This window comes from Demequina aurantiaca (assembly GCF_000975135.1).
Lineage (GTDB): Bacteria > Actinomycetota > Actinomycetes > Actinomycetales > Demequinaceae > Demequina > Demequina aurantiaca.
Genome location: NZ_BBRF01000001.1, coordinates 264,880 through 286,901, shown reverse-complemented (window position 1 = coordinate 286,901; position 22,022 = coordinate 264,880). Strand labels below are relative to the sequence as shown.

The 22,022-nt window shown below is 66.9% G+C and carries 15 protein-coding genes; 8 read left to right on the top strand and 7 right to left on the bottom strand.

What is annotated here, in order from left to right; genetic code table 11:
• Positions 1-28: 28 nt before the first annotated feature.
• Positions 29-1,429 carry an aminotransferase-like domain-containing protein gene (locus tag AOP73_RS01215; protein WP_061962832.1) on the top strand — a complete coding sequence of 467 codons (1,401 nt, stop codon included), beginning with the start codon at positions 29-31 and terminating at the stop codon, positions 1,427-1,429.
• 121 nt (positions 1,430-1,550) lie between these two features.
• On the opposite strand, the gene AOP73_RS01210 is transcribed toward AOP73_RS01215, so the two are convergent.
• A complete protein-coding gene (locus AOP73_RS01210) occupies positions 1,551-2,549 on the bottom strand; it encodes an LLM class flavin-dependent oxidoreductase (protein WP_061964724.1) in 999 nt (332 codons plus the stop codon).
• A 179-nt stretch (positions 2,550-2,728) separates the two neighbouring features.
• Positions 2,729-4,114, bottom strand: coding sequence for an aminopeptidase P family protein (locus AOP73_RS01205; protein ID WP_061962831.1), 1,386 nt, complete (start codon positions 4,112-4,114; stop codon positions 2,729-2,731).
• Positions 4,115-4,370: 256 nt separating this feature from the next.
• Here AOP73_RS01205 and AOP73_RS01200 point away from each other — a divergent pair, with 256 nt between their 5' ends.
• A complete protein-coding gene (locus AOP73_RS01200) occupies positions 4,371-6,368 on the top strand; it encodes a hypothetical protein (RefSeq protein WP_061962830.1) in 1,998 nt (665 codons plus the stop codon).
• Positions 6,369-6,442: 74 nt separating this feature from the next.
• The gene (locus AOP73_RS01195; protein WP_061962829.1) at positions 6,443-7,285 is read left to right on the top strand and encodes a PHP domain-containing protein; all 843 of its coding nucleotides are present in this window, start codon (positions 6,443-6,445) and stop codon (positions 7,283-7,285) included.
• A 361-nt stretch (positions 7,286-7,646) separates the two neighbouring features.
• On the opposite strand, the gene trhO is transcribed toward AOP73_RS01195, so the two are convergent.
• From trhO to AOP73_RS01180, 3 genes are all read right to left on the bottom strand, one after another.
• Positions 7,647-8,528: an oxygen-dependent tRNA uridine(34) hydroxylase TrhO gene (gene trhO / locus AOP73_RS01190; RefSeq protein ID WP_061962828.1), complete on the bottom strand. Its 882-nt coding sequence runs from the start codon at positions 8,526-8,528 to the stop codon at positions 7,647-7,649.
• Between the two features lie 6 nt (positions 8,529-8,534).
• The gene (locus AOP73_RS01185) at positions 8,535-10,157 is read right to left on the bottom strand and encodes a DEAD/DEAH box helicase (RefSeq protein WP_061962827.1); all 1,623 of its coding nucleotides are present in this window, start codon (positions 10,155-10,157) and stop codon (positions 8,535-8,537) included.
• Positions 10,158-10,278: 121 nt separating this feature from the next.
• Positions 10,279-11,601 carry a hypothetical protein gene (locus AOP73_RS01180; RefSeq protein ID WP_061962826.1) on the bottom strand — a complete coding sequence of 441 codons (1,323 nt, stop codon included), beginning with the start codon at positions 11,599-11,601 and terminating at the stop codon, positions 10,279-10,281.
• A gap of 73 nt (positions 11,602-11,674) precedes the next feature.
• Here AOP73_RS01180 and AOP73_RS01175 point away from each other — a divergent pair, with 73 nt between their 5' ends.
• On the top strand, positions 11,675-12,187 hold the full coding sequence (locus AOP73_RS01175; RefSeq protein ID WP_061962825.1) for a gluconokinase: 513 nt from the start codon (positions 11,675-11,677) through the stop codon (positions 12,185-12,187).
• A 72-nt stretch (positions 12,188-12,259) separates the two neighbouring features.
• Here AOP73_RS01175 and AOP73_RS01170 read toward each other — a convergent pair whose 3' ends face one another.
• Positions 12,260-12,478 carry a DUF3107 domain-containing protein gene (locus tag AOP73_RS01170; RefSeq protein ID WP_061962824.1) on the bottom strand — a complete coding sequence of 73 codons (219 nt, stop codon included), beginning with the start codon at positions 12,476-12,478 and terminating at the stop codon, positions 12,260-12,262.
• A 52-nt stretch (positions 12,479-12,530) separates the two neighbouring features.
• On the opposite strand from AOP73_RS01170, the gene AOP73_RS01165 reads away from it, so the two are divergent.
• Genes AOP73_RS01165 through AOP73_RS01155 form a run of 3 tightly spaced genes read left to right on the top strand, consistent with a single transcriptional unit; the run spans position 12,531 to position 19,996 of the window.
• Positions 12,531-13,445 carry a DUF3152 domain-containing protein gene (locus AOP73_RS01165; RefSeq protein WP_061962823.1) on the top strand — a complete coding sequence of 305 codons (915 nt, stop codon included), beginning with the start codon at positions 12,531-12,533 and terminating at the stop codon, positions 13,443-13,445.
• Between the two features lie 54 nt (positions 13,446-13,499).
• Positions 13,500-16,739: a UrvD/REP family ATP-dependent DNA helicase gene (locus AOP73_RS01160; protein WP_061962822.1), complete on the top strand. Its 3,240-nt coding sequence runs from the start codon at positions 13,500-13,502 to the stop codon at positions 16,737-16,739.
• Complete coding sequence (locus AOP73_RS01155; RefSeq protein WP_061962821.1) at positions 16,736-19,996, top strand: ATP-dependent helicase; 3,261 nt, start codon at positions 16,736-16,738, stop codon at positions 19,994-19,996. The genes AOP73_RS01160 and AOP73_RS01155 overlap by 4 nt, the downstream gene beginning before the upstream one ends.
• Positions 19,997-19,999: 3 nt before the next feature.
• Here AOP73_RS01155 and AOP73_RS01150 read toward each other — a convergent pair whose 3' ends face one another.
• On the bottom strand, positions 20,000-20,926 hold the full coding sequence (locus AOP73_RS01150) for a phosphotransferase (RefSeq protein WP_061964722.1): 927 nt from the start codon (positions 20,924-20,926) through the stop codon (positions 20,000-20,002).
• Positions 20,927-21,042: 116 nt separating this feature from the next.
• Between AOP73_RS01150 and nudC the strand changes: the two genes are divergently transcribed.
• Positions 21,043-21,999, top strand: a complete 957-nt coding sequence (gene nudC / locus AOP73_RS01145; RefSeq protein ID WP_152650498.1) for an NAD(+) diphosphatase — start codon at positions 21,043-21,045, stop codon at positions 21,997-21,999.
• Positions 22,000-22,022: the final 23 nt, after the last annotated feature.

Here is a 22,022-nt window from a genome sequence, read left to right as displayed (position 1 = left end):
CGGGGCCAGTTTTCGACACACTGGCTCCATGCGCACCACAGCCGACCAACTCGCGGACGTCCTTGACCACTGGCAATCCGGCACGGGGCCGCTCTACCAGCAACTAGCGGACGCGATAGTAGCGCTCGCCGAGTCCGGATCGCTCGAGCACGGGAGCAGGCTGCCGTCGGAGCGTGCCTTAGCTCAGCGCCTTCACCTATCGCGCAACACTGTCACCGCCGCGTATCAGCAGCTTCGCGACCAGGAGTGGCTTGAAGTGACGCCCGGTGCGGCGCCGCGACTAGGGTCCCTGTCGCGCGGCGTGATGGCACTGTCACCGCAGGATCGATTCGCGCAGATCCTTGTGGGCCAGCAGCCGCCGCTTGTAGCGTTCAACACCGCGTCGCCGCCGCCCGCGCCGATCGTCCACCAGGCACTCAACAATCCGTCCGAGTTTCTGGGTGGGCAGGCCGTGATCGGCAACGGGTATGCGGCGCTGGGCGACATCGACCTGACGCGCGCGATCGTTGATCACCTTCGCGCGAGTGGCATTCGGGCGCAGCCCGATGAGATCGTGATTACGGCCGGGGGGCAGCAGGCAGTGTGGCTCGCGGTGACGGGTGTCGCGAGCGACGGTGGCGCGGTGGCGCTGGAGTCTGTCACCTACCCCGGGGTGTTCGACGCGGTGGCGGCCGCCGGAGCGCGACCCATGGCCCTGCCGATGACTCGCGATGGCCTGGACGTGGCAGCCGCGGCGAAACTTTTCAAGGCGGCGCGTCCGGACGCGGCCTACGTCACGACGTTCCACAACCCGACCGGCACCGCAATGTCGGACGAGGATGCGGCGCGACTTGTGGCAGCGGCGGCGAGTACTGGGACCACCATCATCGACGACCGCATCATCGGGGATATCTCGCTTGACGGCGTGAAGCGCAGCCCCATGGCCACGTTCCCGGGAGGGCGCTCGGTGATCACGATCGGCGGGCTATCCAAGGTGTTCTGGGGTGGGTTGCGCATTGGCTGGCTGCACACCAACGCAACGTTGGCGGCACAACTGAGGCACCGCCGCGCCGCGATGGATCTGGGCGGGCCGGCCATGTTGCAGCGCATCGGCGCCAAGCTGCTCAGCGATCACTACGACCAGACGCTTGAGTGGCGGATGGGTGAGTTGCGGGATTCCCTGGCGGTGGCGATGGAGGTGATTGGGCAGGCGAGCGTCGACTGGGAGTACACGGCGCCGGTCGGAGGGCCGAGCCTATGGGTTCGTCTCCCCGATGGCGGCGCTGAGCGATTTGCACAGCGATCCGCGGCGGCGGGAGTTCCTGTTGCCCCCGGCTCGGCCTTCGAGGTCATCCCGGGCGCCGGTGCCGACCACTTTCGGTTGCCGTTCTACTTGCCGGCCGAAGACATGCGTCTGGGCATCAAGGTGCTGGCCGACAAGGTGGCCTAGGGGCCCTACCCGGCGCGGCCGTAGCGAACCCACCAACTCACCCACTCTCTCGTATTGGTCCGATTTGGCACGCCCTGAGCAGGAAATTCATCCTGTTGGTCTTTTCTGGCACGCAAACGAGCTAGCTGGCGGGTGCAGCGAGCTCAACCGAGCGCAGTCGGTCCGCCACATTGAGCGCGCCGTGAGCGACGATGAGCTCGTCCGCCTGCGCCTCCAGCGCGAAGTCTGCTAGAAACACGGCCACCTCTTCAGGGGTGCCGATCGCAGTGTGGCGCATCATGTTCGCGATGTTGGCGCCCGCCGGCGTGGTGAGGAAATCGTCGATCTGCGCATCGGTGTACTCGATGCCCGCCTGATTTCGCGCGATCATGCCCCTTACGCGACGGCGACGTGCCGCCTCGAACTGTGCCCCGGCATCGGCCGTCGTATCTGCGGCGAAGACGTTGGCGCCGGCGATGACATAGGGGTGATCGAGCTGCTTAGAGGGTGTGAAGTCGCGGCGGTACAACGCGACCGCCTCGTGAAGTGCGTCGGGCGCGAAGTGGGACGCGAACGCATACGGCAGGCCAAGCGCGGCGGCCAGCTGGGCGCCGAACAGCGACGATCCCAGGATGTACAGCGGCACGTTGGCGTCCTTGCCGGGGTACGCGTTGACCGATGCAACGCGCGACTCGGATCCGAGGTATGCCTGAAGCTCAAGCACGTCCTGCGGGAACTGCTCGGATGCGCCGGGGTCGCGTCGCAGGGCGTCGAAGATGGCGCGGTCGCCACCGGGAGCGCGGCCGAGGCCCAAGTCGATCCGTCCTGGGTGGAGCGACTCGAGCGTGCCGAACTGCTCCGCGATGGTCAGCGGCGAGTGGTTGGGCAGCATCACTCCACCGGCGCCCAGGCGGATGGTAGACGTGTGGGCGGCAATGTGCGCGATCAGCACGCTGGTTGCTGAGGAGGCAATGACCGGCATGTTGTGGTGCTCGGCATACCAGACGCGCTGGTAACCCGTGCGTTCCGCTGCCTGAGCCAGGGCCACGGAGTTGGTGAAACTCTGGCCGGGCGTCTCGTCGTGACCAATGGGTGCGAGGTCGAGGATGGACAGCGGGACGGAGGTGGAGTCGACTGACATGGTGCCGTTTCTCTGAAGTGCGTGCGGGGTCATTGGGTGCAACGCCCGCGACCGTCAACTCATGCCCGCTCACCACATCGGTCCGCCAGCCACACCCACAGCGGGCGCCGATGAACCGGCTCGGTGAGTTGCGCACCCAAGCCTCGTGCTTCGGGTGCCTCGGTCATCTCACGCGACCCTTACCGCCGGAGCCCGGCCATCCACTTGACCACGGCGTCAGGGTCGCGCGGGAGCGCCGCCGACAGGTTCTCAATACCGTCCTCGGTGACCAAGAGGTCATCCTCGATGCGAATGCCAATGCCCCGCAGTTCCTCGGGTACCGCCAGGTCGCCTGGCTGGAAGTACAGTCCGGGCTCGATAGTGAACACCATTCCGACCTCGAGCTCGCCGTCCATGTAGAGGTCCCGCTTGGCCTGAGCGCAGTCGTGCACGTCGAGTCCCAGGTGATGCGACGTCGAGTGCACCATCCAGCGTCGGTATAGCCGCGCGTCGGGGTCGGTGGACTCCGGCACGATGCCCCACTCGGTCAGCCGCTCTTCGATGACCTCCATGGCTGCGTTGTGGATCTGGCGGAACGTCGCTCCCGGACGTGAGACCGCAAAGGCCGCGTCGGCCGCCTCCAGGACCACGTCGTAGACGCGCCGTTGCACGTCGGTGAACTCGCCGGAAATTGGTAGTGAGCGCGTGATGTCCGCGGTGTAGAGACTCTCCACCTCGACCCCGGCGTCCAGGAGCAAGATGTCGCCCTCGTGTACTTGGCCGTCGTTGCGGATCCAGTGCAGGGTGGTCGCGTGCGGGCCCGAGGCGGCGATGGTCTCGTACCCTACCGCGTTGCCCTCCTCGCGGGCGTGCCCATCAAAGGTCGCCTCCACGACGCGCTCGCCACGCTTGTGGGCGACTGCGCGGGGGAGTTCACCCACCACGCGCTCGAAGCCGGCGATCGTTGCATCGACAGCGTCGCGCATCTGCTGAATCTCGTACTCGTCCTTGACCATGCGCAAGGTGGCCAACGCACGCTGAACGTTCTTGTGTGGTTGGCTCGCCAGGCGGATGTCGCTGGGCAGTTCCTTCAGCGGCTTGGTTTCGATGCCGGTCATGGCCTCAAAGTCGGCCAGGCTGGGCCGGCGGCCAATCCAGAACTCGCCAGAGCGAGCATCGGCGTAAAACCCCTCGTCCTCGGCGGTCGCAGGCGGGATCAGGTACAGCGTCGCGTCGTGCCCAGTCTTGGTGGGCTCAAGGACCAGGACGGCGCCAGGCTCGTGATCGATGCCCAAGCCAGTGAGATATGCGAAGTCACTCAGCGGGCGGAAGCGGTAATCAGTGTCGTTGGCCCGCGGTTTGAGATCTCCAGCAGGGGAGACGATGCGTTGGCCGGGGAAGAGGTCGCTGAGTCGCGCTCTGCGCGCGGCAGCGTAGGGTGCGGCGGCCATTCGGCTGCCGGCAGCGCCCTCGGGAGGAGCCCACTGGGAGCCCATAAAGTCGCTGAACTCCTCCGTCGAGGGCAGGTCGCGGCGTGCCTTGTTGGCGCTCGGACGCTTGGCGGGGGTCTTGGCGGATTCGCTCATGTGCCCAGTTTGTCATGCGCGGCGACGTGCAAACCTGTGGGAGGACACCAGAATGCCACGGGGACTAATCGCCCAACTCTGGACAAAATCAGACAATATGCCAGGTAGATGTGACATTCATCACTGTTTTGTCGTGACAATGTCGGATCCTCGTTGTAGCGTTTGTCTTGCTGAGGGTACGTAGGGCTTATGGCTGTGTGTATCCGCCCGTTTTAAACACCATCCATATTTGCTTCTACTGAGAGAAGAGCTTCGCATGCCAACATTTGGCCTGCGCGCGCCCATTGCGGCCGCGCTCACCCTGACCCTGGCGGGACTGGCAATTGCGCCAGCCGCCACCGCCTCCACTGGACCATCGGATCCGGCCACGATCGCCGCAGCCGCTCAGGCCTCTGCCGCCGCCGCCAACCAGGCGTTCATTGACGAAGACTGGGACGGCGTCATTGCCAACGCCGACACATTCGACGCCAACCACGGTGATCTGGTCGCGCAGTTCGACGCTGCCACGAAGGAGCTGAAGGCGCTGAACAAGGCATCGAAGGCGCAGGCAGGTCCGCTTGCTGATGCCCTCGCTGACGCCGAGGCAAAGAGGGTCGCTAAGAGTGCGCTGAAGAACGACTGGGCGGCCACGAAGGAACTGCTTGGACAGGCGGAGATCGACCTTGCAGCCGCGAAGTTGCGCAACCAGACGGCTGGCGATGAACTCGAACGCGTCACGCCCGCCTATGAGGCCGCCGATGCGGCGTACAGCGCGCGCGTCCACGACGTCATCGCTGGGAAGTGGACGCTGTGGGCCTTCGTTTTTGACGGTGACAACACGACCACCGTCAGGGAGCTCGCTGGAGCAAATGACGAGGCCAAGCAGAAGGCAGAGGATCTCCGCGCTGAGTCGGACCGGCTCCGCGAGATCTACGAAGGTAGCGATGGCAACGGGGGCAAGAAGGCCGAGTACAGCGACGCTCGAACTGCCTACTATGGCACCCCTGCAAACTGGAAGACGTCGGGCTATTGCATTTATTTCCAGGTCGATTCCTGCCGCACGGCTGCGGGTGTGGACGCAGCGAACGCCCTCGCTGCTCTCAAGCAAGAGCGCGACAGCGCATCAGCTGCCTACCGTGACGCAGACGACACCGCCGATGAAGCCGAGCGCTGGAGTTACTTTGTGGGCCTTGCGTATGGCAGCGACCTCATCGGAGTTGCAGGCAAGAAGGACGCCTTCGACACCGCGAAGGGAGCCTATGACGCGGCCTACGAGGAGGCTGCAGCGGGGGGCGAAGCACTTGATGCTCTCCAGGCCGAGTACGACGCCTTGGTGCTTGCGGTGCCCGCCAAGTGGCAACTCTTTGTGTCAGCCCGCGCGGTTTGGCAGGATGCCGTTGCAGAGGCCAATGCGCTTCAGGGCGCGAACGACCAGCTCCAGCTCGACATCGCCGCAAAGAAGGCCCAGAAGAAGGCCCTCAACAAGCTGATCAAGGGACTTAGCGACGCCAAGCAGGACGTGGTCGACCGTCGCGCCGACCTGGCCGACTTCCACACCGTCTTGGAGCAGACCAAGGTTCTGCTTCCAGGCTCGGAGAATGTCAGCCGCAACGCAGGCGTAGTCACGCTGCCGTTCTCGATCACTAATTCGCAGCTGTTCGACCTCAGTGACGCGACCGTTGAGATTACCGCGCCCCTGGGACTGGTGGCCGACTGCGACATCCCGGACAGTGGCATCGTCGCTGCAGGGGCGACGGTCGACTGCGTAGTGAACTACACCGTTCCCGCCGCTGATCTCTTTTCCGACAGCGAGCTGACCATCACCGTAGTGCTGAGCGGTTACATTCCCTTGGGCCCGGGTAACCCGCGCGCGACCGCTGTCAGCCGCACCTTGGTGTCGGTCACCTCGACCACCACGATTCAGATTGCTGCACAGACTCCCGTCGAGGTTCCTGGCGACGAAGAACCCGTGGTCGACGAGACCACCGATGCGGCGCCAGTAGTGACCGACGATGTCGACGCTCAGGCAGATGACGCCGCTGCTGAGACCGACGAGGCAACCGAGGAAAGCGAGCCCGCCCCCGCGGCGGTGACGACCGCGGCCGCCCCGGTTGCTGCATCGGACGACGACGCGACGGCTGTCACGACGTCAGCCGAACTGTCTGGAACGGGTCCGGCGGATGCGATCGGCTCCCTGTCCGACGCTGCGGTCTTGCTTCTGGTTGGGCTCGGCCTGGTGCTCGTCTCGCGCCGCCGGTTCGTGAGCGGAAAGTAGCAACAAGCACTATCTCGCTGTGGCCAGCCCTGGCCCGGTGTGTGCCAACGCACACCCGGGCCTAGGCTGGCCGCATGCGTATAGACCTCCACACCCACTCGGTAGTTTCCGATGGAACCGAGTCCCCGGCGCAAGTGATGACCGCGGCCGCGCGTGCGGAACTCGACGTCGTAGCGCTCACCGATCACGACACCGTGGACGGGTTGGCGGAGGCCGGCGCTGCAGCAAATGACCTTGGGCTTGAGTTCGTACCGGGCATCGAGGTCAGCTGCAGTCACCGCGGCATCAGCATCCACTTGCTGAGCTACTGGCACGACCCAGCCGACGCGGAGGTTGCGGCGATGCTGGCCAAGACCCGCGACGCGCGCGTCAACCGTGCGCAGCAAATCGTCGACAAGATCTCCGTCGACTACCCGGTGACGTGGGACCAGGTGGTCGCACGCGCGGGAGGCGCCACGACCATCGGCCGCCCTCACATCGCCGATGCGCTGGTTGACCACGGCGTGGTGCCCACCCGTGACGCTGCCTTTCAGCAAATCCTGGCCGGGCACTCGCGCTATTACGTGCCCCACTACGCGCCTGAGGTCACCGCGGCAGTACGGACGATGCGCCGGGCCGGTGGCGTACCCGTGTTCGCCCACCCTGGAGCCGATGCGCGGGGCAGGGTGGTTCCGACTAGCGTCATCGAGTCGATGGCCGAGGCCGGGCTGGTGGGCCTCGAGGTGGACCACCGCGACCACTCACCTGAGCAGCGCACGCGGCTCGCGAGGATAGGCGAGCGACTAGGGCTGGTACGCACGGGCGCGAGCGACTATCACGGCACCGGAAAGCTCAACCGGCTGGGCGAGAACCTGACCACGCCGGAGGCCTACGCGGCCTTGAAGTCCGCCCGAGCATCGGCCGCTCCAGGGTGCTAGCGCACACGCGTCCCTTCGTGAAGTCCGCCCAAGCATCGGCCGCCCCAGGGTGCTAGCGCACACGCGTCCCTTCCTGACGGCCGCCCGAGCATCGGTCGCCCCAGGGCGCTAGCGCACACGCGTCCCTTCCTGAAGGTCGAAACCCCAGGTCTCCTTCCTGACGGTACCTCCGTCCCCAAATGAAGGACGAGGTCAGCATCTACCTTCACGAAGGGACAGGAACGGGGGCTCAGGTACGCAAGTGGCAAGGCAAACAAGTAGCAGGCCACTGAGTGGCAGGGCGCTGAGAGCGGCCAGACTGGCGAGTCGGGCGCTGAGACTGACCTGGCTCGTGAGTCGAGTGCTGGCCGCGGTGCCGAGTTCAGGCGTTGCTGGCGACCGCGTGGTCGGCACAGAAGTGCTGGTCCGCGGCGCACGTGGTACAGATCACGAACTGCTCGCGGCACGCGGAGTCGCAGCAGTTCTGCAGTCGGGCGGAGGGCGCCCCGCACGACCGGCACGAGGAGATGACCGCCGCAGCATCGCTGAAGGTGACTGCCTCGCGGCCGTCAAACACGTACAGCGACCCCTCCCATAGGCCGGAGTCCTTGAACTCCTCGCCGTAGCGGGCGATGCCGCCATCCAGCTGATAGACCTCGGAGAATCCGCGATTGATCATGAGCGAACTGAGCACCTCGCAGCGGATCCCGCCCGTGCAGTAGGTGACGACGGGGGTGTCCTTGAGGTGGTCGTACTTGCCGGAGTCGAGCTCGGCCACAAAATCGCGCGTGGTCGCCACGTCGGGCACGACGGCATCGCGGAAGCGCCCAATCTCCGCCTCGACCGCATTGCGGCCGTCAAAGAACGAAACCTCACGTTCGGCAACCAACTCGTGCAGCGCTGCCGGCGACAGGTGCTTACCCCCGCCAATCACGCCATCGGCGTCAACCTTGAGCTCCCCGGGCGCCCCAAAGCTCACCAACTCGTCCCGTACACGCACGCTGAGCCGGGGGAAGTCGTCGCCGTTGCCGTCGGACCACTTGACGTCCATGTTCTTGAACGCCGGGTACTCGCGGGTCTTGCGCAGGTACTTCTTGACCGCATCGATGTCCCCGCCCACGGTGCCGTTCATCCCGTCCTTGGACAGGATGATGCGGCCACCGAGGCCGAGTGACTCGCACAAGTCGCGCTGCCACAGCCGCACGGCGTCCGGGTCACTCAGCGGAGTGAAGACGTAATACAACAGCACCTTGGGAACTGCCATCAGGAATTACTCCGATGCGGCGGGGGCGACGCTCTGGCCGCCCTGCTCGCCGGAGCCGCCACTGCGACGACGACGGCGGTTGCGGTTGCGCTTGGGCGCGCCCTCGCCGGCCGATGCCGTGGCCGAGGCTCCCGAGCCCTCGCCCGAGCGCTGCTGGCCACCGGAGCGGTTCTGACCGCCACCGTTTGAGTTGCCGCCACCCTTGCCGCCGGAACGGCTGCGACCACCACGGCCACCGTCACGCGAGCCACCATCGCGGCCTCCGCGACCACCGTCACGCCCACCACGGCCACCGTCGCGACCACCGCTGGACGGCTTCTTGCCGGTCTCACCCAGGTCCTCCACGCGCTCGGCGTCGAGTCCATCGAGGGTCTGCTGGCTCTTTGGCAGGCGGCCCTTGGTGCCCTCGGGGATATCGAGGTCGGTATACAGGTGAGGCGAGCTGGAGTAGGTCTCCTGCGGGTCCGGGTAACCGAGGTCGAGGGTGCGGTCGATCATGCCCCAGCGAGGCAGGTCGTCCCAGTCCACGAACGTGACGGCGGTGCCGGTCTTGCCTGCGCGGCCAGTACGACCGATGCGGTGCAGGTATGTCTTCTCATCCTCGGGGCACTGGTAGTTGACGACGTGGGTCACGTCGTCAACGTCAATACCGCGGGCGGCGACGTCGGTCGCTACCAGGATGTCGATCTTGCCGGAGCGGAATGCGCGCAGTGCCTGCTCGCGGGCGCCCTGGCCCAGGTCGCCGTGGAGTGCGCCGGCCGCGAAGCCGCGGTCGCGCAGTTCGTCGGACACCTTGGCGGCGGTACGCTTGGTGCGCGCGAACACGATGGAACGGCCGCGGCCCTCGGACTGCAGGATGCGAGCGAGGACCTCCACCTTGTCCATGGCGTGGGCGCGGTAGAGGAACTGCTTGGTGGCCTTGACCGTCGCGCCGCCGTCGTCCGGCTCGGAGGCGCGGATGTGGGTGGGCTGGGTCATGTAGCGGCGTGCGAGGGCGACAACCGCGCCAGGCATGGTGGCCGAGAACAGCATCGAGTGACGCGACTCGGGCGTCGCGGCGAGCAGACGCTCGACGTCGGGCAGGAAGCCCAGGTCAAGCATCTCGTCGGCCTCATCCAGCACCACGGTCTTGATGAATCGCAGATCGAGGTGGCCCTGGTTGAGCAGGTCGATCATGCGGCCGGGGGTGCCGACAACGACCTCGGCACCGCGGACGAGTGCCTCGATCTGGGGCTCGTACGCACGGCCACCGTAGATCTGCACGATGCGCGTGGAGCGCTTGGAGGATGCCTGCTCGAGGTCGTTGGCGACCTGCACGGCGAGCTCACGGGTGGGGGCGACGACGAGGGCCTGGGGCTTGCCCTGCGACTCGTACTCGTCCCAGCCTTCCTCGCCAGGGGAGATGGCGCGATGCAGCAACGGGACGCCAAAGCCCAGCGTCTTACCGGTTCCGGTCTTGGCCTGGCCGATGATGTCGTGGCCGGACAGCGCGACCGGAAGGGTCATCGCCTGGATGGGGAACGGGTTGATGATTCCCTTGTCGGCGAGGGCCTCGACGATGGCGGGGTTGACGTTGAAGTCGGCAAAGCTCTGGTCTGCCGTTTGCATACTCGCGTGAGTATCAGTCATGGGTATTCCTAGTGATTCGGCGCGCGTATTGTGGCGCGCATGGCGGGTAGCCGATCGCGAATCATCTTCTTAGCGGCTCATCGCTGATCTGTAGCGGTACCGCGCTTCACATGACGACCGGTCAACCTCGGGTCCCCGCCATTGTATATGAGTTGCGCGTGCTCGACCGGAATACCATCACGGATCCCGTGGCAATTGCGAGCCCTGCCACGGCACCCACTGCCCATAAGCCGCCACTGGAGACTCCCGTTTCTGCGAGCTCGGGCGCAGGGGACGAATCAACTGAGGTCGCAGCCGGCTCTGGCAAATCGGCTGTTGCGCTGGGTCGTGGAACAGCCGTGACGCTCGGAATGGGTGTCGGGCTCGGCGACGGCGATGCTCCATCGCTGTACTGCACGACGACGGCCGCGAGCGAAACAGTGGGCGCGTCGGGAACCACGGTGATGGGATCGATGGCAGTGAAGCCCGCGGGAGTTTCGAAGGTGATGAGTAGCGGCTCGTCGCTTACCGGTGTGCGGAAGCCGTAGCTTCCGTCCGACGCGACAACGGACTCAACGGGCTCTTCGGCAGCGTCGACCACAGGTTCGCCACTCGCGCGTCGCAGGACGGCACGCACGGAGCTGGTCGGGGCTGCGCTCCCTGGAGCCACCTCTACGTCAACGGTGCCACTTATCGCAGCGGAATCCGTGCTTCCCGCGACCCAGATTTGATAAGTGGGAATCCCGCAGAGGGAGCCGAACGTGAGTCGCACCTGGGCAACATTTGCCGTGGGCTTAAACCAGCCGTAGGCGCCCGACGTGTCGGGAACGTTGCCTCGCAAGGTGCCGCCGACGTAGTTCACCGTCGTGGGCACTCCGACGCAGGCCGACGTGATTGATTCGGGAGCCGTGATCCAACGCGGCTCATCAGAGGACACCCCTGATGCGCAAGAAGTGGGCTTGGGGGAGGTGGCGCAATAGTTGTCCACACCTTGAAATCCGAGCGCGGTGAGATCGGTGGGAGATGAGAGAGGGTTGCCGGAGGCGTCGAGCGCCTCGACGAACACCCATTCCGAGTCGACATCCGCGAGAGCGAGTCCCCATTCCCGGCTTGGCGGCGCCGTGAAGGTCACCGTTGTCGTCGAGTTGCCTGTTGCGGCGGAGCCGACAGTTAAGTAGGGCTGTTGTCGCGAGGAGCCAAACTCTGTACCAAAGGCGGTCCCAGGCCCAAGGAATGCCGATCGTCCCGTGGCCTGGCTGAACCGCGACGCGTCAGAGGTTGCCGAGAGTGGGGCAGGCGCGGTCGATGCAGAAAATGTTGCGTTAGCAGTGTTGCCGGAAATTTCCCACGTGGGGTAGATGCCGATTTGGTCGTCAGCAACCGCGCCCGCTGGTAGCGCCGACATCGCCAAAACGGACGCGAGGAACGTAGCGGAGACAACGCTGGTGCCGCGGTTCAGCTTCATGATGGTGAGTATAGTGCGCGCCGCTGCGCCTTCTCTGGGCATCTACTAAGGAAGTTCCCGTAGGCTGACCGGCATGAGAGTGGTGGTGATGGGTGTGACCGGCTGCGGCAAAACGTCCGTGGGGGTCGCCCTCGCCAACGCATGGGGGAGCCCCTTCGCGGACGCCGATGCCTTCCATCCGGAGGCGAATGTCGCCAAGATGACCGTGGGCACGCCGCTCAGCGACGACGACCGCTGGCCGTGGCTCGACGCGGTTGGCACATGGCTGGGGGGCAGGCCCGATGCCGTGGTGGCCTGTTCCGCGCTACGCCGCAGCTACCGTGAGGTGCTTCTCTCGCACGCGCCCGATGCCGTGTTTGTCCACCTCGCGGCGCCCCAGGCCGTCTTGGAGGAGCGGGTGCGGGCGCGGAGCGCGGCCACGGATCATTTTGCCGGCACGAGTCTGCTCGATTCGCAGTACGCGACGCTTGAACCCTTGGCGGGGGACGAGCCTGGGGTGACCGCCGATGTCAGCGGTTCCAGCATCGGCGCCACGGTTGAGGCCGTGCGAGAGAGACTCGCGGCTCTGGCTGCGGGAGCGCCGTGATAATTGAGGGGGCATAGCAAAGCCCCCACGACAGCCAAGTGGCGCCGAGGGGGCGTTGCGTGCGAGAACTACCTAGGAGCCAAAGCCCACGCGGTGCTTGGTCTCTTCGCCGATGTCTACGTAACCCACCGCGGCGGATGGCACCACGATGCGGCGGCCCTTGGCGTCGGTGAGGTCGAGCGTGCCGCCGGCGATAGCATCGGCTACTGCCTTGGCGACCGCGTCTGCGGTCATATCCGTGTCGAGCGAAATCTCTCGCGACACGTTCTGTACGCCGATTCTAACTTCCACGTTTTGGCCTCCACTGGTTCTTGCGACGGGTGTTACGAACTATCGTAGGGGCATGAGTCGGCGTTCCGAGGGCCTGTTCGCGGGCAGGGGAATCTCCTGGCGTACCGCCGCAATTACTGTGGTTGTGGTGATCGTGGCATTTGCGGCGGGCATTGGAGCCGGCTGGGGTACCAGCAAGATTCCGGGCATGTACCGAGCGGCCAACGAGACATCGCCGTCGCCCACTCCGACCCCGACTCCCACCCCATCCATCGTCGTCTCTGTCCCACCGCTCGAGCCCATCGACCGCGAGTTGACCGAAGACGACGGGGCCGCGGGGGTTGTCTCGCTGGACTACACCCTGCATGGCGAAGACACGTTCTCGGCCGTGCCCGGTGAGGACCCCATCCCCAGCGACGGCGCCCCGGTGCGGCTGGTGAGAGTCGACGTTGAGGACGGCATCGACATCAATGGCCCAGCGTTTGCGGACTACGTGATGGACATCCTCAACGACCCGCGTGGTTGGGGTAGCGAAAACCGCATGCATTTTGTCCGCACCGAGGGTGTACCTGACGTACGCATCGTAATTGCCAGCCCCTATACCGTTGCCGCGTTGTGCCCGAACCCCCACGCCACGGGTCAAGGCGCGTCGGCTACCCGTGAGCCCACGACGGACAACGGCGAGACCGCGACTCCGACGGCTGACGCCACGTGTGCGGATCGCGGTACGGCGGCGATCAGTCAATATGACTGGATCGCAGGACTGCCGGGCTACGGCGACGACATCGTGGGCGCTCGCCAGTACCTCATTACCCACGACACGGGGCACATCCTCGGTGAGGCCGAGGGCGAGTGTGTGCGCGGCACGGCACTCGTCATGGCTCACCAGCGTGAGCCCATGGAGGATTGCGAGACTAACCCGTGGGCGTTCCCGGACGCGCCGGTGCCCGCGGAGACTTCCTCGCCGGATCCCAGTCCCTCCTCGTAGCGGCTGGCCGGCCATGATCCTGGAAGCGTCAGTGGTCTCTGGTGGAATAGGCACATGCCTTCACTAGCGCTTGTCGCCCCGCTCGCCCTCGCGGTCGAGCCGCCGCTAGACGCGCCACAGGGGCGTGCGGCCGATGCCGTGGCGACGGGAGTGGGCAATGTCGCCATTGTCGGCGTTCCCGGTGCGGGCAAGACCGCAGTCGCGGTCGCGGGGGCGGCGCGCGCGGTTGCGGCCGGGCTGGCCCCCGAACGGGTGCTGGTGATCGCGCCCACGCGAGTGGCCGCTGCGCTGTTGCGCGACCGAGTATCGGCAGCCATGGGACGGCCCACGGGTTCGCCGGTGGTACGTACCGCGGCCTCGGCTGCATACGCGGTGCTCGCCGCGCGGGCCCGTATCGATGAGATGCCGCCGCCGGCGCTCGTGACGGGCGCCGAACAGGACGTCATCTTGCGTGAACTGCTCGCTGGACATGCCGCAGGCGAGGGCACCAGCGTGGATTGGGCGGGCGTGGTTCCGGAGGACGCCACCGCGCTGGCGGGATTCCGGGAAGAGCTGCGCAACTTGCTGATGCGTGCGGCCGAGTCGGGCCTCGGGCCGGAGGATGTGGCGGAGCTCGCCCGGCTCACCCAGCGCCCCGAGTGGCTCGCGGCGGCACAGGTGTACGAGGAGTACGACAGCGTCATGGCGCTGCGCGGCTCGCCTGGCGATCAGGGCGCACGGTACGACCCCGCTGCAGTTGTTTCATATGCGGCTGACGTTTTGGAGCAGTGGGATGAGATCCTTGACGGGCCGCGGCCAGGGTGGGACCTGGTGATCGTGGATGACTTCCACGACGCGACATCAGCCACCGGGCGGCTGTTGCAGGTGGCGGCGGCGAACGGAGCCCGCATCGCGGTGCTCGGCAACTCGGACGAGTCGGTGCAGGGCTATCGGGGCGCGATGCCCGGTGCTCTGGGCGCGGCGGCGCGTCCACTCGGCAAGGGCGGGTACGACGCCGAGCTGCTCACGCTGACCGAGCAGTATCGCCAGCACCCCGACCTCGCGGCACTCACCCAGCGTGTGGCCGACCGCATCGGCATGCCCGCGGGATCCGCGATCCGCATGATGCCCGAGCCCGAGGCCACCCCGGGCGACGGGACCAGGCACAGCGTCGAGGTTGAAGGCGACGGGGCGAATGCCGACGAGATTGGCTCCGCGGGATCCGGCACCGACGCCGAGTCGCGCGTCCGTGTGCTCGTGGCGCCACACCGGTACTCCCAGTCGCGAGCCATCGCCGCGCAGTTGAGGCGGGCTCGGCACGGTTTTGATGGGGAGCCTTCTCCCTGGGGTCGCATGGTCGTGATCGCCCCTTCGGGTGCACAACTGCGAGAGCTGCGCTCCGACCTGATCGCGGCGGATATTCCGTGCGAGACAATCGGCGACGCCTTGGCCCTGCACCGCGAGCCCGCGGTCGCGGCCCTTCTCAGCGTTGTTCGCCTGGCGCTGGGCGAGGAATGGACTGAGGACACCGCGCTCGACCTGCTGGGCTCACGACTGATCGGGCTCGACGCCATCGGCATCAGGCGCTTGCGGCGGGCTCTCGTCAGGGTCAACCGCGAGGAGGGTGGCATCGCTACCAGCGCGGACCTCGTGATTGCCGCGCTTGAGTCGCCGGAGTCGTTGGGCGCGCTCGGCGAGCCGGAGGCGCGCAGGGCCAAGGTCGCTGCTCTGGCAGTGCAGGCGGGTCGTGCGGCCGCCACGGCGCTACACGCCACCCCCGGCGGCGTGCTGTGGGCGGTGTGGGACGCACTGGACGTGTCCGACGCGTGGCGCGACGCGGCGCTGGCTGGATCCGCGCGGGACGACGCGGATCTGGACGCGGTGATTGCGCTGATGCGCGCCGCACAGACGTTCACCGAGCGCATGCCGGAGGCGCGCATCGGCCAGTTCCTTGAGTACTTGGAGGCGCAGGACTTTGCCGCGGACTCGCTTGGCGCGCGTGCCGTGGGAGTGGACGTGGTGTCTTTCGCCACCCCAGCATCGGCCGCCGGACGGGAATGGGACGTGGTGGTAGTCGCGGGCCTCGATGAGGGAGTGTGGCCCAACCTGAAGCTGCGCGACTCGGTCCTGGGCGCCGCGCACTTCGCGGACATTGTGGCGGGGCGAGCGGACGCGATACCGCTGACGGCGGAGAGCCGGGTCGTAGCAGCGCACACCGCGCGCAAGGCGGTGCTGGACGACGAGACGCGCGCGCTCCTGGTTGCCATCTCGCGCGCACGCCAGCGCCTGGTGATTGCGTGCCTCGATGGCGACGAGTCGCGACCCTCGAGGTACGTGTCGATGATCGAGGAGGCCGCGGGCGTCGAAAGGATTGATGCCACGGAGGGGGGTCGCGTTGCGGACCTGCGTGCCGCGGTCGCGACGCTGCGCACGGAGGCTCAGTCGGCATCGGCGGACGACCGAGTCTCCTACGCACGCATGCTTGCCAACCTGGCACTTCTCGACCTGCCGGGGGCGCACCCGGCGCGCTGGAACGGGGTCCCCGAACCGTCCACGGAGCTTCCCTTCTGGGACGACGACGCCGTGGTGCGAGTGTCGCCGTCGCGAGTGGACGCCGTCGAGCGGTGTGCGCTCAAGTGGGCGCTCGAGAGTGCGGGAGGGCGCAAGGAGAGCACGCAGGCGCAGGACCTCGGCACGCTCATTCACGAGATCGCTGCGGCCCTGCCATCGGGCACCGAGACGGAGTTGTTTGCTGAGTTCGAGCGTCGATGGCCAGACGTGGGCGGCATGGAGACATGGGCGCAGCGCGTCGATTACCAGAGGGCGCGCGCGATGATCAAGAAGCTCGCGGCGTACATCGTGGGCTCGCACCCGCACGAACTCTTTGTAGAAAGGGACTTCGCCGTAACGCTTGGCCGCGCACGCCTGGCGGGGCAAGCCGACCGAGTCGAGATCAGCGACGGCAAGGCTCGCATAGTGGACCTCAAGACCGGGGCCGCCATTTCAAAGAGCGAAGTCGTCGACCACGGACAACTGGCGATGTATCAACTCGCGGCCAATCACGGTGCCTTCGAGGGCGTCTCCGAGGCTCGCGACGCGTCGCTGGTCTTTGTCGGCGACGCGAGTCGCGTGTCTGTCAACGAGCTGATTCAGCCGGCGATCGACGACTCGGCGACAAGGACACGGCTCGACACCGTTGTGCATGTCATGACGGGTGCAACCTTCGATGCAACCACCAACTCGATGTGTGACCACTGCCCCGTGCGGCGATCGTGTCCCGCACGCCCTACCGGACGGCAGGTAAGCGAACTGTGAGCGACTCCATGGTGAGTGACACGGGCACCGTGGCGGGGCTGGGCCGCGGAGTTGGTGAGTTGGCCGACCTCATCAGCGTGGGCAAGCCGCCGACGCCAGAACAGCGGGCGATCATCGGTGCGGACCTCGCTCCGATGCTCGTGGTCGCTGGTGCTGGGTCGGGCAAGACCGAGACGCTGTCATTGCGCATTGCCTACCTTGTGGACCACGGCCGCGAACTCCTGGGTCGAGACATCGCCCCAGACGAGATCCTGTGCCTGACCTTCACCCGCAAGGCCGCTGCCGAGATCGCCGAGCGGTCCCAGACTCACCTCGACAAGATCTTTGGCGCGGATGCAGCACGCCCCGCGCCGTCGGTCGCGACGTACAACGGCTACGCGGCCCGGCTCGCGGCCGAGCACGGCCTGCGCATCGGCGTTGACCCCGAGTCGACCGTCCTGACGGATGCCGCGCTGTGGCAACTCGCCGTCTCGATCGTGGACGGTTGGACGGCCACCCTCGAGACCGACGCCGCGGTGAGTTCCGTCGTCTCAGCCATACCGCGGCTGAGTGGCCAAATGCGCGATCACCAGGTGACCCCGGCGCAACTTCGCCGGTGGGCACAGGGTGCGCTCGCGGACATGGAGATGCTTCCCAAGAAGATGGATGACGACGTCCCGGGAGTCTTTACCAAGGCACTCGGAGGGCAGGTGGGCAAGCTGCGCTCGCTCATCGCGCTCGCGGACCTGGTTGAGGAGTATCAGCACCGCAAGCGCGTGGGCGGCTACCTCGACTATTCGGATCAGGTCGCGACGGCGGTCCAGCTCGCGCAGCTCCCCGCCGTTCAGGCGATCGAGCGTAGCCGCTACCGGGTGGTGCTGCTCGACGAGTTTCAGGACACCTCGCCCGCCCAACTCGAACTCTTCGCGACCATGTTCGGAGCCAACCACCCCGTCATGGCCGTGGGGGACCCCAACCAGGCCATCTATGGCTTCCGTGGCGCATCGGCGGCCGCACTGAAGGACTTTGTGCGCAAGTTTGGCGGCGAGCACCGCGTGCGTCAGCAGGCGCTGTCCGTGTCGTGGCGCAACGAGGCCACCATTCTGGCGGCTGCGAACGCCGCGGCCGCGCCACTGCGCGAAGAATCCGCGGTGCACGTCGAGCCACTCGTCTCCGCATCCCAGTACCTGGGCGTGACGCCCGTGCCGCGCCCCGCGCCCGGTGTCGAGTCCGTGGTCTACGACGACGCGCTGTCGGAGGCCGCCGGAGTGGCTCGCTTCATGGTGGAGCGCCGGGCCCAGTGCGCCGAGGTGGCGGGTGTGGCGGCCGAGGACGTCACTGCGGCGGTGCTGTGCCGCCGCAAAGCGCAATTCGCATCCATCGTCGATGCGTTCGAGGCCGCCGGGATTGAGTACGAGGTTGTCGGCCTTGGCGGGCTGCTGGACACCCCGGAGGTGACGGATGTGGTGGCCCTGCTGGAGGTCGCCCACGACCCGTCTCGGGGGGACTCGCTCATGCGGCTGTTGACCTCCGAGCGGGTGAACTTGGGTCCGCGGGACGTGATGGCGCTGGGGGATTGGTCGCGTCACCTTGCCGGCGCGCGAGCGGTGCGCGAGGGTGAGCCGTCGATCGTCGACGCGCTCGCGGAGTTGCCTGACCCGGGGTGGGTGTCTTTTGAGGACCGTTCGCTCAGCGGCGAGGCTCGGGCACGTCTGGTGGCCCTGCAGCGAGTGGTTGACCTGGTGCGTACCCACACGTATCTGGGGCTCACCGAGCTAATTGTGTTCGCCGAGCGCGCCTGGGCGCTCGACATTGAGTCCGCGGTGGCGCGTCCGGACGGCCGTGCACAGCGCAACATGGATGCCTTCGTCGAGGCCGCGCGCTCCTTTTCGGTGGGGTCGGAACGGGCGACGCTCGGCGCCTTCCTGGCGTGGCTCGACGTGGCTCGCAGCGAGGAGGGCGGTCTTGCCGCGCCCGTGAAGAGCCCCGAGCCGGGAACCGTTCAGATCCTTACTGTCCACTCCTCCAAGGGCCTCGAGTGGGACGTTGTCGCCGTGCCGGGACTGAACGACGGCCAGTTCCCCTCGGTGGGGACGCCGTCAAAGTCCACCCCGTACTACAAGGATTCCGCGTGGCTGTCCGGAACGGGAGAGCTGCCCTGGGAGCTGCGCATGGACCGGGACAACCTGCCCGAATGGTTCTGGCGCGACGCTGTGGATCACAAGACCCTCACCGCCTCCATCGAGGAGTTCAAGCAAGACGCCGGCAAGCATCGGCTGGACGAGGAGCGGCGACTGTTCTACGTCGCCATCACTCGCGCTCGGGCACACGCCTACCTCACCGGGTCCTGGCGCACAGGCGGCACGACCGTGCGTGAGCCTGCCATCTTTGTCCAGGAACTGGTCTCCGCGGGGCTAGTGTCCGATGTGGACTGGGCCGAGGCGCCGGATCCAGATTCGCCTGCCGAGGAGGCAGTGGTGGTTCGCGCCCCATGGCCCACTTCCGCGACGACGGCGCAGCTACGCCGCCGTGAGCTCGCCGCCGACGTTGCCGTTCAGATGAGCGAGGAGGGCTCGGCATCCCGGCCGTGGGACGAGTCGTTGCCGCTGGCAACGGAGATAGCCGCGATGCTGGCCGAGCGCGACGCCCGGCGCAACCGCGTCGAGACCGTGCAGACGCCGGCCCACCTCTCCACGTCCGCGCTGGTGGCGATGCGCCGCGACAGAGAGGCCTTCGCGGTTCAGTTGCGGCGCCCCGTCCCCGCCCCACCCACTGATGCCGCGCAGCGCGGCAGCGCGATGCATGCGTGGATCGAGGCTCAGTACGGTCACGTGCCATTGTTCGAGGTCGACGAATGGGATGACACGCCTCCGGAGATGGACCTCGACCGGCTCAAGGCCACATTCCTCGCATCGCCGTGGGCAGGACGTTCGCCCTCGGACATCGAGGTGGATGTCGAAATCCCGTTGGGCGGCGTCACCGTACGCTCGCGCATCGATGCGGTGTTCCCGCCCGGAGGCGGGCTTGACAAGGTCACGGTGGTGGACTGGAAATCGGGGTCTCCCTCACGCGACGCCGCCGAGCAGGAGGCACGCGAGGTTCAACTCGCGGTGTACCGACTCGCGTGGTCGCGGTGGAAGCGCATCCCATTGGAAGACGTGGACGCCGCGTTCTACTACGTCGGGGCGGATCTGACGGTGACGCCCGAGCTACTCCTGAATGAAGAACAGATCACTGCGTTGCTCCGCGGAGACCGAGATGTCACGCCTCGGCGGTGAGTGCTAGTCCTCGTCGTCGTCGAAGAGCAGTGCTTCGAGGTCCAACAGCATGCCCACGCCGTCGCTCACCACATCGGAGTTCTCGGTGCGCACCCCGTACATGAGCCAGCGCAGCAGCGCCATCTCGGACGCCAGGCGGGCGCGATCGAGCAGGTGCGGGTCGCGCACCTCGCGGCGCGCGGCGGTGTATGCCTCAGTGATGGTGTCGAGCACGTCCGACGGGGCCGAGGCCACGAGCCACGCCAGGTCATCCGCCGGGTCTGCGACGCGCGCGTCCATCCAGTCGACGACGCCACTCACGTGGCCGTCGGAGACCATGAACTGGTGCTCACCCATGTCGCCGTGCACCACGGTGGTCTCGAACCGCCACCACGACACGTTCTCGAGCTGACGCTCCCAGCGGTCTGCCAGGCGCGGCGGTACCTTGCCGGTTTGGACTCCCGCATCGAGCTCCGCCAGGCGGCGCTCGCGGTAGCTCTCGGCGCTGTACGCAGCCAGTCCCTGGTCCTCGACCAGAGAAGTCGGCAACTCATGAATCTGGGCGATCGTCTTGCCCAGCGCTGCGGTCAGGCCGGGGCCCGGCTGGAGGCTAGCGAGGACCAAAGGTGCACCGGGAACCTCGGTGTAGACGACCGCGCGGCCACCCTCGGTGAGAGGCGCGGCGCCGGTGGGCTGGGGCACGTCAAAGTCGACGAGGCCGGCATCCTTGGCGCGGGCGAGCGCAATCAGCAGCCCCTTCTCCGCCTCGAGTGCGGCGCCGGCCGTCGCCCGCTTGGGGGCGCGCACCACCCAGCGTTTGCCGGTCGCGTCCTTCACGATGACGACGTCAAAATCGCTGTCGGAGTGCGGGCTGCGGAGGACGTCGTAGACATCGAGTCCGGGCACGGCAACAGAGGCCAAGGCGGCGAGCGCGAGCGGTGAACGTGGCACGTGCTCACGGTAAGGCCATTTGGCATCAAATGCCACAGTCCACGCCGCCCGCATACCGAGGTGCTCGAGCGGCTGCACGGTGGGGGCGCTCCCGTGCGGTGGCGTAGCGTGAGGGTGTGCCCCCACAACACCCGCTCATGGACCCGCTCCGCATCGATCGGTCGGCTCAGCGTCGCGACACAATCGACCCCGGCGCCTGCCACGCCATCGTGGTGCGCGACGGTGCCTTGCTCGTGCGCGACGGCCACCTCGTCGAGCGCGAGCCAGGCGACCATCCGGACGCCGCTCTCACGGTCTACCTGGGACGAGACGGCGAGCGGGACCTCGTCGCGCTGGTCCCTGCCGACGCATCGGAGGCCAATCCCGCCATGAGCGCCAGCCGGGAACATGCCGACGCGATCGCGCCAAAGCCGGCCGATGCATCGGCCGCCTGGGTAGCCGACGGCGAGGCGATGGTGGGGTTGCGTGACGCGATCCACCTGTTCGCCGGTGCGGGCGAGGCCGGAGAACGAGAGCACGAGCTCGCCGCCACGGCCGTGGCCATCACGACATGGCACGCGAATCACCCGCGCTGTGCCAAGTGTGGCGAGCCCACGCGACCCACCGCAGGCGGCTGGGTGCGTCGCTGCGACAACGACGAACGCGACCACTACCCGCGTACCGATGCCGCCGTCATCGTCGCGATCACCGATGCCGAGGACAGACTGTTGATGGCGCACGCGTCGTACTGGTCACCTGGGCGGTTCTCGCACCTCGCGGGCTACGTCGAGCCAGGGGAGTCCTTCGAGCAGGCCGTCCACCGCGAGGTGTTCGAGGAGGCGTCGCTGACGGTGCGCGACCTCGTCTACGTCGGCTCGCAGCCATGGCCGTTCCCCGCATCGATCATGGTGGGCTTCACCGCACGCGTCGATGATCCGAATTTCTCGCTTGACGAAGACGAAATCACTGAGGCGCACTTTGTGACGCGTGCTCAACTCGCCGCCCATGTGGCTGATGGATCGATGATCGTGGCACCCCAGGGGTCGATCGCGCGCCGCATGATGGATGACTGGTACGGCGGCCCGGTCTCTTAGCAAGGCACGCTCGTGGTGAGGCG